Source organism: Paenibacillus sp. SAFN-117 (genome assembly GCF_051966115.1).
Lineage (GTDB): Bacteria > Bacillota > Bacilli > Paenibacillales > NBRC-103111 > Paenibacillus_L > Paenibacillus_L residui.
The window spans coordinates 55,640-71,375 of the sequence record NZ_JBQCLK010000034.1; the positions used below are offsets into that span (position 1 = coordinate 55,640).

Annotated in this window: 10 protein-coding genes; 2 read left to right on the forward strand and 8 right to left on the reverse strand. The window is 49.8% G+C overall.

The window, feature by feature from the left end; genetic code table 11:
- From ACTHRH_RS20060 to ACTHRH_RS20085, 6 genes are all read right to left on the reverse strand, one after another.
- Window positions 1-831, reverse strand: a complete 831-nt coding sequence (locus ACTHRH_RS20060; protein WP_144939207.1) for a carbohydrate ABC transporter permease — start codon at window positions 829-831, stop codon at window positions 1-3.
- The gene (locus ACTHRH_RS20065; RefSeq protein ID WP_144939186.1) at window positions 831-1,715 is read right to left on the reverse strand and encodes a carbohydrate ABC transporter permease; all 885 of its coding nucleotides are present in this window, start codon (window positions 1,713-1,715) and stop codon (window positions 831-833) included. Before ACTHRH_RS20065 ends, ACTHRH_RS20060 begins: the two co-directional genes overlap by 1 nt.
- A 706-nt stretch (window positions 1,716-2,421) precedes the next feature.
- Window positions 2,422-7,560, reverse strand: coding sequence for an FIMAH domain-containing protein (locus ACTHRH_RS20070; protein WP_440417332.1), 5,139 nt, complete (start codon window positions 7,558-7,560; stop codon window positions 2,422-2,424).
- Between the two features lie 303 nt (window positions 7,561-7,863).
- Window positions 7,864-9,630, reverse strand: a complete 1,767-nt coding sequence (locus ACTHRH_RS20075; RefSeq protein WP_440417334.1) for a glycoside hydrolase family 2 protein — start codon at window positions 9,628-9,630, stop codon at window positions 7,864-7,866.
- A gap of 283 nt (window positions 9,631-9,913) precedes the next feature.
- On the reverse strand, window positions 9,914-10,471 hold the full coding sequence (locus ACTHRH_RS20080; RefSeq protein ID WP_440417336.1) for an NADPH-dependent FMN reductase: 558 nt from the start codon (window positions 10,469-10,471) through the stop codon (window positions 9,914-9,916).
- A gap of 195 nt (window positions 10,472-10,666) precedes the next feature.
- Window positions 10,667-11,236 carry a superoxide dismutase family protein gene (locus ACTHRH_RS20085; RefSeq protein WP_379286467.1) on the reverse strand — a complete coding sequence of 190 codons (570 nt, stop codon included), beginning with the start codon at window positions 11,234-11,236 and terminating at the stop codon, window positions 10,667-10,669.
- Between the two features lie 353 nt (window positions 11,237-11,589).
- Here ACTHRH_RS20085 and ACTHRH_RS20090 point away from each other — a divergent pair, with 353 nt between their 5' ends.
- Together ACTHRH_RS20090 and ACTHRH_RS20095 are read left to right on the forward strand one after the other, a co-directional pair.
- The gene (locus tag ACTHRH_RS20090; RefSeq protein WP_379286465.1) at window positions 11,590-12,075 is read left to right on the forward strand and encodes an RNA polymerase sigma factor; all 486 of its coding nucleotides are present in this window, start codon (window positions 11,590-11,592) and stop codon (window positions 12,073-12,075) included.
- A complete protein-coding gene (locus tag ACTHRH_RS20095; RefSeq protein ID WP_440417339.1) occupies window positions 12,062-13,327 on the forward strand; it encodes a zf-HC2 domain-containing protein in 1,266 nt (421 codons plus the stop codon). Before ACTHRH_RS20090 ends, ACTHRH_RS20095 begins: the two co-directional genes overlap by 14 nt.
- A 253-nt stretch (window positions 13,328-13,580) precedes the next feature.
- On the opposite strand, the gene ACTHRH_RS20100 is transcribed toward ACTHRH_RS20095, so the two are convergent.
- Together ACTHRH_RS20100 and hflX are read right to left on the reverse strand one after the other, a co-directional pair.
- A complete protein-coding gene (locus ACTHRH_RS20100; protein ID WP_440417341.1) occupies window positions 13,581-13,754 on the reverse strand; it encodes a hypothetical protein in 174 nt (57 codons plus the stop codon).
- Window positions 13,755-13,947: 193 nt separating this feature from the next.
- Complete coding sequence (gene hflX, locus ACTHRH_RS20105) at window positions 13,948-15,216, reverse strand: GTPase HflX (protein ID WP_440417343.1); 1,269 nt, start codon at window positions 15,214-15,216, stop codon at window positions 13,948-13,950.
- Window positions 15,217-15,736 lie beyond the last annotated feature (520 nt).

A 15,736-nucleotide genomic window follows, 5' to 3' on the forward strand; every position in this document is an offset into this window, starting at 1 on the left:
TCATCCCTTGACTGAACCCGCAGCGATCCCTTTAATGATATATTTTTGCAAACTGAGAAACAAAAGGATGATGGGCGCTGCCGACATGGTCAAGGTTGCCATAGCCAAATCCCACTTCTTGGAATATTGGGCAAAAAAGGAATAGAGCGCTATCGGAATGGTGCGCAATTCCCGATCCTGCAGCATCAGCAGAGGCAGCAGGAAGTCATTCCATATCCAAAGGCTGTTCAAGATCAAAGCGGTCACGATCATCGGTTTAAGCAGCGGGAGGACGATGGACCAGAATAACCGCTGATCGCCGCAGCCGTCCACGATCGCCGCCTCTTCGACTTCTAACGGCACGCTTTTGACAAAGCCATGGAACAGGAAGATCGTAAACGAAACTCCGAAGCCGAAATAGATGACGATCAGGCCGGGAATGCTGTTGATCAACCCGATATTTTTGGTCAGTTGGACCAGTGGAATCATAATCGACTGGAACGGGATAACCATCGCCGATATAAACATAATGAACAGGACCGTGCTGACCTTCCCGGGAAAGCGCACCAGCCTCCAGGCCGCCATCGCCCCGATAATCACCATTCCCGTGACACTTAGTGAAGTGACGAGGACGGAATTGAGCAGCACCTTCGGAAAATCTATCGCCTCCCACGATGCCGAGAAGTTTTTGAGTGTAAAAGCTTGCGGCCAAGCTGCCGTATCCACCATAATTTCCCCTAATGTTTTGAAGGAGTTCAGCAGCACAAAATAGAAGGGAACAAGATAAATGATGGCGATCACAATCAACAGTGCTTCGGCAACGAACGTTCGCGGCCGATACCGGGTTTCCATCAATATTCGACCTCCCTCTTCTTGGTAAAGTAAACTTGAGCGGTCGTCACCAGCGCGATGATCAGGAAGAACAGGAAGGCTTTGGCCGTGCCTAGTCCATAACGGTTATATTGGAAAGCTTCCTGATAAATGTTAATGGCTACCGATTCCGTAGATCCATACGGCCCGCCGTTAGTCAGAGCCAGATTCAAATCAAACACTTTGAACGCCCAAGACAAGGTCAGGAACAAACAAACCGTAAAAGCCGGAACAACGAGCGGGAGAATCATTCTGAACAAAATCTGCATGCGATTGGCACCGTCTATTCGCGCCGCCTCCAGCAGGGAATCGTCGATATTTTGCAGAGCCGCCACATAGATAACCATCAGGTATCCCCCGATCTGCCAAACGAACACAATGACCAGACCCCAGAACGCCGTTGATGCATCCCCCAGCCAAGGGAGCTTGAAAAATCCGATTCCGGTGGCCTCCCCAATTGAAGGAAAACCTTTCACGAATATAAACTGCCAGACAAAACCGAGAATCAATCCGCCAATGACATTGGGTAAAAAGAAGGCGGTCCGCAGCATATTTCTCGTTTTGATCGGCCCCGTTAACAGCAACGCAAGAATGAAACCGATCACATTAGATAGCAGGACAGCCGCAACCGTAAAACGGATCGTAAACCAGAATGAAGCAAAAAATTGCTTATCGCTCGTAAATATCTTTTTGAAATTTTCGAAGCCGACCCACTGCACTTCTCCACTGACTCCGTTCCAGGAAGTAAACGAATAGATCATCCCCATCACAAACGGAATGGCGACGATGAGAGCAAAGAATATAAAAGCCGGTCCGACAAACACCAGATGGTTGACGAGCGTTTTCCCTTTTCTGCCGTACCGCATGTTTTCACCTTCCTTTCGACGAAGCATCGATTCCTAGTGTACAAAGAACAGAAAAGCAAATACACGTACAAATCGGGATAAAAAGGTGGAAAAATCCGACTGCTGATGAGCAAGGGAAAGCCGCACGTCGCACCCGGGTCGGAAAAAACACGCCGCAAAGACGAGCAAAAATGCATTAAAATCGTGCCTTTTTCCAAAAAGAAGGCGAAAGACGCTCAAATGTGCAGGTCTTTTTCTCTAAATGGGGCCATTCCGCACAAAACCGCTCCAAGGACCTGCATTATCGTTTTAGAATAAGGCACTGCGCGGCTTTTTCCGAAAAAGACCTGTAGTTTTGCTTGTCTTTTCCCCAATCCGGCGGACGTAACGAGGCTGTCCCAACAGAATTCACAGAAGACGAGAATCTCCGGTGCTGAGCGGTGCAGAAAAATCGAAAACCGGATTATTTAGCACAGCCCCCCGATTAAAAAGGCACTAGCAGCAAAAAACGTCCGGTTTTAAATTAGAACCGAATAAGCTTGTACGCTTAATCTGCAAAAAAATACCCCGCCAAGGTTCATGACCTGACGGGGTATTGTTTACTTTTTATCACTTTGCCGTTTGCGGCTGGATCTGATGATCCGCCAGGCAGCTCCGCGATGCTCACCGGGAGAGGCGCGGGCGATTCCGCCCAGACCCGCTGCTCTCAGCGTTAAGCCGCCCCGCGCTATTCCAGGCCCGCGATCAACGTTTGCACGTCCGCACCAAGCTTAGCCATTGCGGCTTCGGATATTTTGTCCCGATGAGCCGGGTTATTCATATGCTTGAGGAAATCCTCCAGGCTCTTGCTCGCCTGCGGCAGATGCTGCTTGCCTAAATGATGCGCCGCCTGCTTCAGGCTGTTGCGGAGTTGAACGGTAAGCGGCTTAAGGATATCGCCGGCAGAAATATATTCCTCCAGCTGCCAGGCTACCGCTTCCAAAGTTACCGGTTCCGGTACAGCACCTTGCTCATGGGACAGCGGAATAACGAACGCAGCGCCGGGAGCGATATCGTATATATAGCCTTTGCTGAAGTCATTGACATTTGCAAAGGAGCGAATCAATGTAATATCGCCGAGCTTGAGGCTGTACTGATTGCCGCCCAGCCCTTCGATGCCCCTGATCTGATAAGCGGCGTTGCGAACCTGGTCATTCTCGACAAACAGCCACTTGCCGATCAGGTCCTCCGGCTGCATCCCCTCTAAATCCATCGTTACCAGGAGCTCATTGCTGACCGAAAGCTCGCGGGTGAAGTCGGTGACGGTACCGGTCAGCCTGGCCCGGACGGGCTCCGCCTCGGAATCCAGCGGACGGATGGCTGTGCCGTCATGCACATACGCATACTCCTGCTTGCCGTCCATGACCGAGTACAGGCCAAAGAATCCCTGAAACCGGAATTGATCGTCGATAATGTATTCCTGCGAGGAATCCAATGAATAGACGATGTAGTCGGTCCGCCCATTCTCCAGAACGACTTTGACCGCCTGCACCTTACTGCCATCCGCTTCATTCTCTCCTTGTCGCACCTCTGCCTTCTCTATCGATTGAACAAACCGGCTGCCCTTGTAGGGCTCGATAACGGAAGTGAACAAGCTGTCCAGATTAGTGCCGCTGCGGTGGCCTATGAAATAGCGGATTTCCTTCGGATTCCCCGGCTTGTTGTCCGGCGGCAACCCGTCGGCCAGCGCCGCATCATCCAGCGGAGTCAGCATGGTCAGCCGCAGGTGAACGTCCGTATTCGCTCCGGCCCCGCCGCCGTATATATTCCACGTGTCTTTCACATTCCAATCCACACTGAACGGCGCGGTCGGATTCTGAGCCCGGTCCACATCCTTCAGCCAGTGGAAGCCGCTGCCCATATACCCCGGTCCGTCCACATCGTCTACCCGTTGGCCGAACGGCACATCCGGTCCGGCGTAAGTGCCGACATATTGACCGCTCTCATCCGCCTGAGGTATGAGATCGAGTCCTTCCGTCGTCACCTCCCCTTCCATGCTGTGGAAGCTGAAATGATGATCGCTGCCGCCTTGAACTTTAAAGAAATCGACGATATACGAATTGTCGCCATCCACCCGAATCATGGCGGAGGTCCGCCGGAATTGCGATGTCTGCGGATATACCTTGGGTGCCTCCACGTCGATCAACTGCACCCTGCCGCCGTTCAGATCCACATGCTTCGGCAGCGATACGACCTGTGTAGCCATCTTTCTCTTATTAACGACCACCGTATTGTGGCTGATCGTATTGTTCATCCACTGCGCCCGATGCATATCCACCGCATCGGCAAATTTCGGATAACCGAGATCGGGCGCCAGGTCGAGGCCGAATGCGTGAATGCCCAGATTAAGAGTATCCCGGTGCCCGTGTCCGGACGAAACCCCGTAATACATCCACATTCCGCGCTGCGTGTCCACCGGTTCCGGCTGGTCGTCGTCCTGCGGTTCCTGCAGCCTGAGCTCGGTCACTCCCATTTTGTAATTGCTGGCGCCGTCCGTTATTCCGCTGTAGCGGAACGAAATTTGGTGCTTCCCTTCTTCCAGAGTCAACGTGCCCAACAGCTCCAATTCCTTCGAGGAGCCGAAGAAATCGACTTCCTTGACGAATTGATCATCGATGTATACGTTATATCTGGCGTAGGAAGGAGCGCGCCACGGACGCAGCAGCACATCGTATTCGCCGGCCGCCGTCACCGGGAAAGCGAAGGTGATCGAATGTCCGGGCTCATTGGCTTCCAACTGAACCGTCGAGTTCGAATCGAAGAATCGATAGCCTATTGTGCTTTCGATTACTTCCATATCCATGAAGAACAGGCTCTCTCCGTACTGAGGCACGGTCTTGAAGCCGTCACGCAAGCCTGCGTACCCGAAGCCGGACAGGTTGGTGCTTTCCAAATCAAGCGGTCCGATCTCGGCAATCACCGCTTCGATATCCTTGCCGATCTGCTCCGGATTTTCGGTGAACACATCGCCATGAATGCCGGAAGCTCTGTAGTTATTCAAGAAATAGGCCAGTTGGGCAAAGATGGGCTCCCTATACACTTCGTAGGCCCGGATCATCTGTGCCAGATCCAGAACATGCACGGGATTTCCCGCGGCCGCCGTATCCCCGATCGAAGGAGTATACCTCTCCAGCATCGTCAAGGGGTACATGGCCGAGAACATTTTCCGGAATTTCACATTCTGGTACAAGTCCGCTTCCGGATATTTGTCATATCCCTCCAGAATGTTGGCGACCTCCAAAAAGGAGGATATCCACAGACGATTATAACCGGGGGACCCTTCGTTGCCGTGACCGTCCCGGTCTACCGTATTGACGAGTCCGGCCAGAATATTGCCTCCTGTTACCCGGTAAGGGTTCGATAGCAGACCGCCGCTCTGGAAATTGAAGTCCAGCCATTCCTTCGTCTCCGGCAATGTATCATACACCACCGCCGCTAAAGCCAAAGCGCTTTGATGGAAGCCGTTGTTGCCAAAAATATTGGCGTTTTTAACGTTCGGATACACTTCCTTCAAAATTCCGTCCTCGATATTTTTGCGGATTCCCGTGGCCGAATCCTTGAACGAAAGCTTATACTGCTCGCCCTTCTGCTGTAAAAATACGAGAACCTCGTCCATCACCTCGGGATCGTCCATCGCCGGGAAGAAAGCGTCATAGGCCTTGATAAATTCCTTCACCAGTCCCGTTTCCCATATGGAACCGACCGCCTTGCCGCCGGCCCTTCCTCCGTCGGAATGCCAATAGATCGACCGGTCGAACACCCGCAAATCAAGACTGGGGTAGACGTCCGCGATCCGGTCGAGCAGCACGATCCCCGCTTGGGCATACTGCTTTTCCCCGGTGAAGATATATGCATCCCGCAGCGCTTTGATCGCATCCACTACAACTCCGTTGCTATACCACAAATGCCAATGCGTATAGTACGATATAAAGGTGTAGTAATTGCCGTTCTCATCCACCCAGCCGTAGCCGTCGTCGACACCCCAGGTTTCCCCCTTCTCCGGATAAAGCTCATTGACCAAATATTGAGGGTCGGCCAGCTCCCGGCGGAAGATCCCCTGTTCATCCAGTCCGCTCTCATAATAGGACTTGAAATCGTTCGTCGGATACCGGTAGTTCTTACCGTTCTCGTCTACCGCGCTCGGATCGATCAGCTTCCAGGGTTCGTTGAACGGATCCGCCTTATACGGATAATTCCCCCATTTATCGATTTCCTTGCCCGACACCGGGCTGCCTAGCGGCTGATTGACCGCATAGCTTCGCGGCAATGTTTGAGGGGGAACGGATTTCCATAGAAAGTCCCATCCGGCCTCCACATATTTGGCCGCCGCGCTCACCGCTCCCGACCGGTGGCCCTTGGCCCATTCGTATTGCTGCACATTGTTCCTCGCATTGGCCACTTTCTCTTCGGTATAGAAGGTGCTTCTCGTTTTGGAGCTTGTCAATTCTCCTACCTCCACGGTTACCCCGTCAGATTGAGTAACTCCGGCAAAAGTGACATCGACAGTGATCGCTGCCGCCCCTACACCGACTGCCTTGAAAAATCCGCCCTCCGTCTTCTTCAGCAAAACCTGATCATTGCTGCTTGTGAATACAATCTCGGCTTGGGACAGATCAGCCTTCTCCCCGTTATCCAATACCCCTTCCACCGAAGCCTTCACATACTGGGATTGCACCACGTCATCCTTATCCAGCTTGAGCTGCACCCCGGCAAGCCGGCTGTCCGTCACCTCGATCGGCAATTCGGCGCTTACGATTCTGCCCGCCAATGTAACCTGCACCTGAATGACCGCCGTTCCTTTCTTTAATCCGGTGACCTGACCGGTCTCATCGACCCGAATCGTCTGCGGGTCCGAGCTGTGAAAGACCATCTCCGCTCCTGACAAATCCGCGTCGGCGCCATTGCTTAACATGCCGCTGACATGGAGCTGCCTCGTCCCCATTAAGGGAAGCGGCCCCCCGTCCATTCCTAACTCCACGCTTTCCAATAGCGCATTCACCACTTGAATATTCAATGATTGGACAGCCTTAAGCCCGTCAGCCTCCGCCTGAACGTGAATGACGGATGAGCCTTCAGCCAATCCGGTAATTAAACCGCTTTCATCAATACTGGCAATGTGATCATTCTCGCTCGCATAAGAGAACGTTGTCTGATTAACCGGCGTGCCGTCCGATTTATATACCGATGCCTGCACGCTCGTCGTTTCATTCATTAATAATATCTGCTTTGCCGCAGACACACTTAATTGCAGAGAAGGAAGCCCTTCCTGTTCAATCAGTGAAAATTTATATGGATACAAGGAATAATTAGAGCCTTTATCCGCCATCGGATTGCGTCCCGCCACCTGGAAGGTGATGGTGTGCGTCCCTTCGGTCAGATAAACGGTTTTCAAAGGAACGGTCGGTCCGAACATGCTTCCCGGATCATAGAAATCATACCGGCCTATCCTCTCTTCGTCGATGAAGAGGTCGCCATTTCCGGCGGCTTTATAGAGATAGCCTTGAAATTCCAGCAAGTAATAGCCTGTCCGCGGTACATCAAACTCGAAGGAGCGAGACTGGCCGACGGCATCCGCCGCGATCGAGGTGCCGTACAGATCTACTTTGCGGGTGATCGGCTTCTCGTTAATATCCCCGAGCACCCTGAGATTGGAGTCTCCCGAGTAGGCATCGATAAACATGTACGTGTATTCAGCCGGCGGTTCCGCCGCCTCGGCATGGACGAGCAAGGAACCGGCGAATGGGACGGGAAACATCGTGACCGTGAGCATAATGGCCATAATAACAGACAGCTTTGCACGTAATTGTTTGTAGAAATACGAACTCATACATCATCGCCTCCTGTTTATAGATTTTGGACCGACAATCTATCATTGCCCTCCTTCCCCATAATCTTTTCCTCAGAATTTGAAAGCGTTACCAATTTCATCCTAGTCGTTTTTTCGGTTAAAAGAAATGGTAATTTCATGACAAGCATTTGTAATATTTTAACTATTTCATTATCTGCGGACTGGGTTTAAATCCGGTTGGTCCGGGTCGTGCAAAAAAACCTCTGCTCCCGCCATCCATACGGTTCAGAGGTTCTTTATTAGAGCAATCTATTATTAAGCTTCTGCCGTTCGAGTCGGTTTCTACCGGGACTGTCCTCCCGCCGCATCCTTCCTCTCGATGGCCGCCGGTCGTGAATGAATGGCCCGGAAGACTTCGGACGGAAATTTCGGCCTCCGGTCATACGTATACAGGCCGTTAACCTCCTGCTCGACATCATACAATTGAGTGTAGCAGAACCCGAGCATCAGCGGATGGTCCATCAGAACGCTGGTCAGTCCCTCATACCGGGCCAGGAATTCTTCCTCGCTGGCGGGCCGGTTGCCGTACCCCCAGCCATCGTCATTGCCTTTGTTGGGGTTCCACCAGATTCCCCCGTATTCGCTTACGAAGTAGGGCTCCCCGCGGTACTTCTGCCGTTCCGGAAAAGCATTAAAGACCGGGCCGCCCGTCTTCATCGGCTCGTAATGGGCGCGAAAAACTTCCGGGTCCTGCTCATAGTCATGCACATCGAAAATGTCCGTCTCCACATGATAATTCCCGCTTGTATCTATAACCGGGCGTGTCGGATCCAACGCCTTCGTCATTCGGTAGATGCTGCGCAAGGTGGAATCGTCCTGCTTACCCCATTCCGTATCCCAGGTTTCGTTGAACGGGCACCAGCCGATAACAGACGGATGATTGAAGTCCCGTTCCACCGCTTCCAACCATTCGGAAAGCATGGTCGAGAGCCCCTTACCTCCGGAAATGTTAAGGCCCCAATTGCCATACTCGCCCCAGACCAAATATCCGAGCCGGTCGGCCCAGTACAGATACCGCGGCTCGAACAGCTTCTCATGCAATCTGGCGCCGTTAAAGCCCAGTTCAAGCGAAAGCTCGATGTCCCGCCGCAAATCTTCATCCGTTGGGGCGGTGTAAACCCCTTGCGGATAGAAGCCCTGGTCGAGCACCAGCCGCTGGAAGACAGCCCGGCCGTTAATGCGCATGGCATGACTGTCAAGTCGAAGCGTGCGCAGTCCGAAATAGGAGGATACGCTATCCAACTCTTTGCCGGATTCGTCCGATAGCGTCAGCTTCAAGTCATACAGCCTTCCGCAGCCCGGCTCCCATAGCTGGATAGTCGACAGCGGCAGTGTAACGCGGACCGACGGGGAGCTCACTCCGATATCTGCCGCTCCGGCGAAACTTCCTTCATATAGAGCCTCCGCCTTAAGCCGGACCCCGTTCCTCCAACCGTCGACCTGTGCTTCAAAATGAAGACAGCCATTCTCCGGATCGGGATAATAACGCAAGGAGCGAATGCTGATATCGGGAACACATTCCAGCCACACCGTTTGCCAAATGCCCGTTGTCCGCGTGTAATCGCAGCCGTGGGATCGGTAGAGGCAGGATTGCTTGCCGCGGGGCTGCCTGCCTGACCGCGGATCATCCTCCGCACATACCGTCACTACATTAACGCCCGCACGCAATTGTCGGGTAATGTCGAAGGCGAAGGGAGTATATCCGCCGCTATGCTTTCCGACAGATTCCCCGTTAATCCAAACCTCGGCTTCGTAGTCGACCGCGCCGAAATGAATGAGCACCCGCCCCTCCGCCCAGGCGGCAGGGACTTCAAAGGCCCTCTGGTACCAGACGCCAGCCATAAAATCCTTATACTCCACACCGGACAATGAGCTCTCCGGGCAGAACGGCACAAGAATACGGCCGCTCAAAGCATACTCCGGGTTGGTCAAGCCGCGTTCCCGGCCACTTCGTCCATGATCGATTTCGAACCCCCACTCTCCATTCAAGTTCAGCCACTGCTCCCGTTTCAATTGCGGCCGCGGATATTCCGGTCTGGGAATAGCCATTCTGCATCTCTCCCTGTTTTATTTTTTCACTTTCTCATTTTTCACCTTTCCATTTCTAGCCTTTTAGTTCCGAATGTTATCGTTTTCTAGTATTTTTCTTATTTTACCACACTCTCGCATATCCGTCTGTCACAATCATATTTATGCTCCATTTAAAGTCCGTATTTGGCTGATTTATCCGTTTCACGATTTCGTTCAAATAAAAAAAACGCTCCGGCCAAGCAAGCCAAAGCGCTTCGTTGATTAAGTATCTCATTATCCCATTATCTCATTACAGTCTATTTTATTGTTTCATTAATTGGGATTGGCGGTTGAACCACTGAATAAAATTGTCCACTACCGTATCCAGAAACTTAACGGTTGGTTCGTGGGGCAGATTTCCGGCCGCATCGATTTTCTCATGAACGGCACCGACATATACTTCGTTGCCTGGAAGAAGCGGAGAGGATACTCCCGGCGAGAATAAAATATCGCGCAAATGCCCTTGAGCACGAGCCGTGCCCAGCGCCCCCATGGAGGCGCCCATGATCCAGGATGGTTTGCCGATCAGAACTTTGTCCCCGCGGGATAACCAGTCAATCGCATTCTTCAGTACACCGGAAATGGAGTAGTTATACTCGGGAGTGACCCATAGGACCGCATCGGCTTCCGCGACCTTGCCGCGAAATTGTTTGACTTCCGACGGAGGGTCATTTTCTATGTCTTCACTGAACATAGGAAGATCCTTGATGTTCAGAACCTCTATGTCCATTTTCGCTTGGTATCTTTTCTGCACATATTCCGCCAGCTTTCGGTTGTAGGACTCCTTACGAATGCTGCCGACAATCGCGACTATTTTCATGTGCAATGCCTCCTGTAGTATGGTTCGTTAGTTCAGATGATTTCCTGGCCTATGTGTGCCGGATTTTCTTTAGAAGCCAACTGTTGATATTTCCATTATATGAAAATGGTATGCACTTTCAAAGCCCGGATTAGGAGAGCCGATATCCGTTTCCTTTCCATTACCCTTTCACGATCCTTTAGCTCCAGTACCGTTTTATTCCGGGATATTGCCTCCAACCAAGCGATCTCCGGCGTTACCTGCCGGGTCTGTCTTATAATCATCTTCATCGGCGTGAATGATGATGGATTTGCCCCGCAAGGAATAGGCGCCGCTCTTTTCCAACGTCGCAGCTTTGAGCAGTAAGTCGGCCTCGGCGGTGCCATCCGATTTCACCTCAAGATTAGGCATGTCACCGAGATGATGGCCATCGGGATTGGAATGCCCGTGCTTCTTCCCGTCCGGATTGAAATGTCCGCCAGCCGTCTTGAAATCGAATGGAACGAAAGCTTTCTCGTGAATATGGAAGCCATGCTTGCCCGGAGCCAGCCCGGATACCTTAAGCTGCAAGCGCACCCCGTCCGGCTCCTGTGTCAAGATGGCCGAACCGACTTCTTTGCCGCGGGTATCGTACAGTTTAACAAGCGGTTCATCTGCCGAAACCGGCTGGGCTGTCTCAACCGCATTGATTTTCCATACATAAGCTAAGGACACCACGCCGAACAAAATCGTCCCAAGCATTAAAACAGCGATTAAATGTTTTTGGTTGAATGGTTTTCGCTTCAAAATAGTACCTCCTTCGAGATCATGTCTAGTTCATTCCATACTTCCCGATTATTACCAGAATGTCGGAATTTTATTAGACAATGTCATCTGAAGGCGGCGATATTAGCATCAAAATAATCCGGTTGTCCCCAAGCTCCTTACCTCGACAAACTTCCTCCACTGGCCGAATTCTTGATCGCGCAGAAAAATAATCTATATTTTTCTCTGCAGGTGTAACAAAACGATAGTAAACTGGCACTAATAATTATAAGCTTGTTCAACCAGTCGTTTATAGGGAATCAGGGAGCGAACGATGGTTTTTTGCAACAAGCAGATAGGGCATTAAAGAAGCTCAGCGACGAAGAGGTGTGTGCATGTATGATCACATAAAACAGATATATCTCGTTTATTATCACGAGCTGTATCGGTTTGTGGCAAAGCATTGCCGGAATCCGGACCATATTGATGACATTGTTCAGAATACGTTCGTGGAAGCTATGAAAAGCCTCGAAACGTATAAGAGCCGCTCCTCCATCAAAACCTGGCTGTTCGGCATAGCAAAGCATCAACTGTATAGGCATTTCAGAAAAAATAAGATGCAAGTCGATCTGGATGCCCTGGAAGGCGCGGCATGGGCCACGCATAATGACTTCAGCGACAAGCTGCTGGCAGAGCAAATCCTGGCAACGATTAATGATTTAGAGCCTCCTCACAACGAAATCATGCGATTAAGGCTGATCGACGGACTATCCTTCAAGGAAATCGCTCTTAGGATAGGAAGAACGGAAAATTATTGCCGGGTCAACTATTACCGCACCAAAGAAAAGCTCAGGAAGGAGTACGCTTATGAAAACCTGTAATTTGGTCAAAGACTTAATTCCTTTGTATGTAGAAGAGCTGGCTAACGAAGATAGTGCGGAACTGGTAAAAAATCATATTACGGAATGTGCGGAATGCAGAAGCTATTATGAAATGATCAAGCAGGATTATGAGGAACAGAAAGCAATCCAGCCGGATGACAAACAGTTGGATAGATTAATGGGGCAGCTTGCGGGGTATCAGCAGAAGATCAAGCTGGCCGGAGTGATGATGGCCATGCTTATGTCCAGTATTATTCATGGCGCCGGGGTTCAGTTTTTGTCTACGATCCCTTTCCTGATCCTCGTCCCTTTTGTTTGCAGACTGTATTATGGCAAATCGTGGCCGATTCTGTTATCTTCCATCGGATTTGGAATCATAGGTGGATTATTAAGCGAGAACCACTCCTCCAGTTATATTCCTTTCTTCACAGTGATGACTTTCCTTACATCCATCACCGGCGTCCTTGCTGCCGTATTGATCAAAAGCAAAATTGGGAAAATATGGAGAACCGTTTTTTGGATCATATCTGCCGCCCTGTTGTTCGCAAGCTGTATGGCCTTCTTTTCTCTAAGCGGCAACCCTGTCGGCTATGTCCAAGCGATGGTCAAAAGCAAGGATTACGTAAATAAGACCTATGAAGAAGGGGTGTTGAGCTTCAAGGGAGTTGTGTTTAACTTCAAAGACAAACGGCACTATGGACAATTTGAGTATGTATTGAATGGAGTCCGGCAGACTGCGACAATCGGCTTTGATCCTGATGGGCAGGTCGATGACTACTATAAATACGTGCTGGAGTCGCTATTCTTGTACGAAAGAAGCGCAGACATGAAGACCGAAATAACCGCCGCGATCGACTTCTCTCCCGTGGCAATCGATGCAAAGCCGGCATCGGAGCTTAACATAACAGAAGATGAAATCAACGACCGATACTATCATCTTTCATATGATCCCGAGAGGCGGAACAAAGCGACAGCCCTTAGAAGAAGCGAAAGCGCGAAGTTGAGCTATGTAATTTCCTTCGGCCCCTTCAGCGAAGAGTACGATAAATTGTCCAAGGAACAATTTATCGATAAAGCGGCGGCCATCCTGAACACTTTGCAGGCACGCCAGGTTCCATTTTACAGCATCCAGGTTAAAGCGCTGGATCCAAGCGGCAGTCATCTGCAAAGCATCAGCTTCAGCAGCTCTTCATCAATTCAACAATTAAAGGACAGTTATACAACGCAAGGGTACGACATTTATAAAAAATAAATCAGCACGAAATCTACACCATCCCGTGAACCTTCATAACACGCGACGGATGGACAGTTAGGATGTTCAAGGGAGGATGCAGCTTTACAGCATCCTCCCTGTTCTTCTTCTCCCATCTTCTCTATCTTTCTCTTCCCGTCTTCTCAATCTTCTCTTGTCTCTAACCTCTATCTTTCTTTTCTCATCTTCTCAATCTTCTCTTGCCCCTGACCCTCCATCTTTCTTTTCCCATCTTCTCAATTTTCTCTTGTCCCTAACCCTCAACCTTTCTTTTCTCATCTTTTCTATCTTCCCTTGTACCTGACCCTCTATCTTTCTTTTCCCGTCTTCTCAATCTTCTCTTGTCCCTAACCTCTATCTTTCTTTTCCCATCTTCTCTATCTTCCCTTGTACCTGACCCTCTACCTTTCTTTTCCCGTCTTCTCAATCTTCTCTTGTCCCTAACCTCTATCTTTCTTTTCCCATCTTCTCAATCTTCTCTTGTCCCTAACCTCTATCTTTCTTTTCCCATCTTCTCAATTTTCTCTTGTCCCTAACCCTTTATCTTCCTCTTACCGTACTCCTCATAAACTCCTATTCGCCCCATCTTGCCTTGGTTTCTGTCAACTCCGAATCTGGTATTATTCTTCAGAGATGACATAATGCAGATACTTATCCCAATCAGCCTTCTTGCATTCCAGAGTCAATTTGGTTCCTTCCTGCTCGTATTCGGTGGCAAGTACATGCGCCTTTTCATTGAAATAAGAAACAAGCTGGCCCTGATCATATGGAATCAGCATGACACAGGAGACGTAATCTTTAAAAATATGACTACCGATCAATCCGACCAGTTCTTCTATGCCTATTCTCTGTTTAGCGGATAAATACACCGCCTCCGCCTGCACGTCGGGAACCTTTTTTTGCGTTAAATCGGCTTTATTGTAGGCATAAATTGTCGGGACGTCCTTTACGCCTATTTGCTTTAAGGTTTCATTAGTTATATTTATTAACTGCTCGTAGTAAGGGTTGGAGTAATCCACCACGTGAATGAGCAAGTCGGCTTCGGCGGCCTCTTCCAGCGTAGAACGAAAGGCTTTGACCAGATGATGCGGCAGCTTGCTCACAAATCCGACCGTATCCGTCAGCAAGAAAGATTTATTATCCTGAAGGGTAATGTTGCGAATTGAAGTATCCAGAGTGGCAAACAGCATATCCTTCTCAAAAACCTGTTTATTCTCGGCAGAAGGGCTAAACAACTCCACCATGGCATTCATAATCGTCGACTTCCCGGCATTGGTATAGCCTACCAACGAAACAACCGGAATTTCATTTTTGCGGCGCTGCTTCCGTTGGGTTTGTCGATGAGCGACAAGCGATTCCAATTCTTTGTTAAGAGCGGATATTCTCTCCTCAATCCTTCTGCGGTCCAGCTCCAGCTTAGTTTCTCCGGCCCCCCTGTTTCTCGTTCCTACTCCCCCGCTCTGCCTTCCCAACGAATTTCTTAATCCGATGAGGCGGGGAAGCATATACGATAATTGGGCAACCTCTACCTGCAGCTGTGCTTCTTTCGTCTTCGCACGTTCTGCAAAAATGTCCAATATAAGCAAAGTCCGGTCAATCACCTTGCAATCAAGATCTGCTTCCAAATTACGAATTTGCGATGGGGAGAGTTCATCGTTAAAAATCACCATGTTGGCGTCCTTCTCCGCAATCAGAGAAAGCACATCTTGAATTTTCCCGGTCCCAATGTAATGGGAAGGGTTCACACGAGTTAAATTTTGGGTCAGTTCCCCCACTACCTCCACGTGGCATGCGGCCGCCAGATTGGCCAATTCCTGCATGGAATACTCAAAATCGGTATGTTGATTAAGGTTAACGCCGACCAAAACGGCTTTCTGTATAAGTTCCATATAAGTTTCCTCCGAAATCATCATGAGCCATCAGCTTCATTATTATAAAACTACTCCTTTATTTTATCAAAGAACATTCATCCCATTCGGGAATGAATAGTTATATTTGTTTTTGGGCAGCCTCATACCCGTTTTTTTGTTAGGCTTCCTTGAAACCACCGTCACGAAATATCTCTCTTGTTCCTCTGTTTGTTCCTCTGTTTTCCTCCCTCCTCTCACCTAAAATCTCTTTCTAGAACCTTTGACTGTCATTATCTCTCTGCAGTCCCTCTGATTGTTATCCCATTCGCTCAGTCTTTATCTGCAACTTCGTCATCTCTATCCCCTCTTTTGGTTGTTATCCCGTTTACTCAGGACCTGTTAGGCCATCATTATCTCTCTCCAGTCCCTCTGATTGTTATCCCGTTTACTCAGTTTCTGTTTAGCCGTCATTATCTCTCTCTAGTCCCTCTGACTGTTATCCCGTTTACTCAGTTTCTGTTTGGCCGTCATTATCTCTCTCTAGTCCCTCTGACTGTTA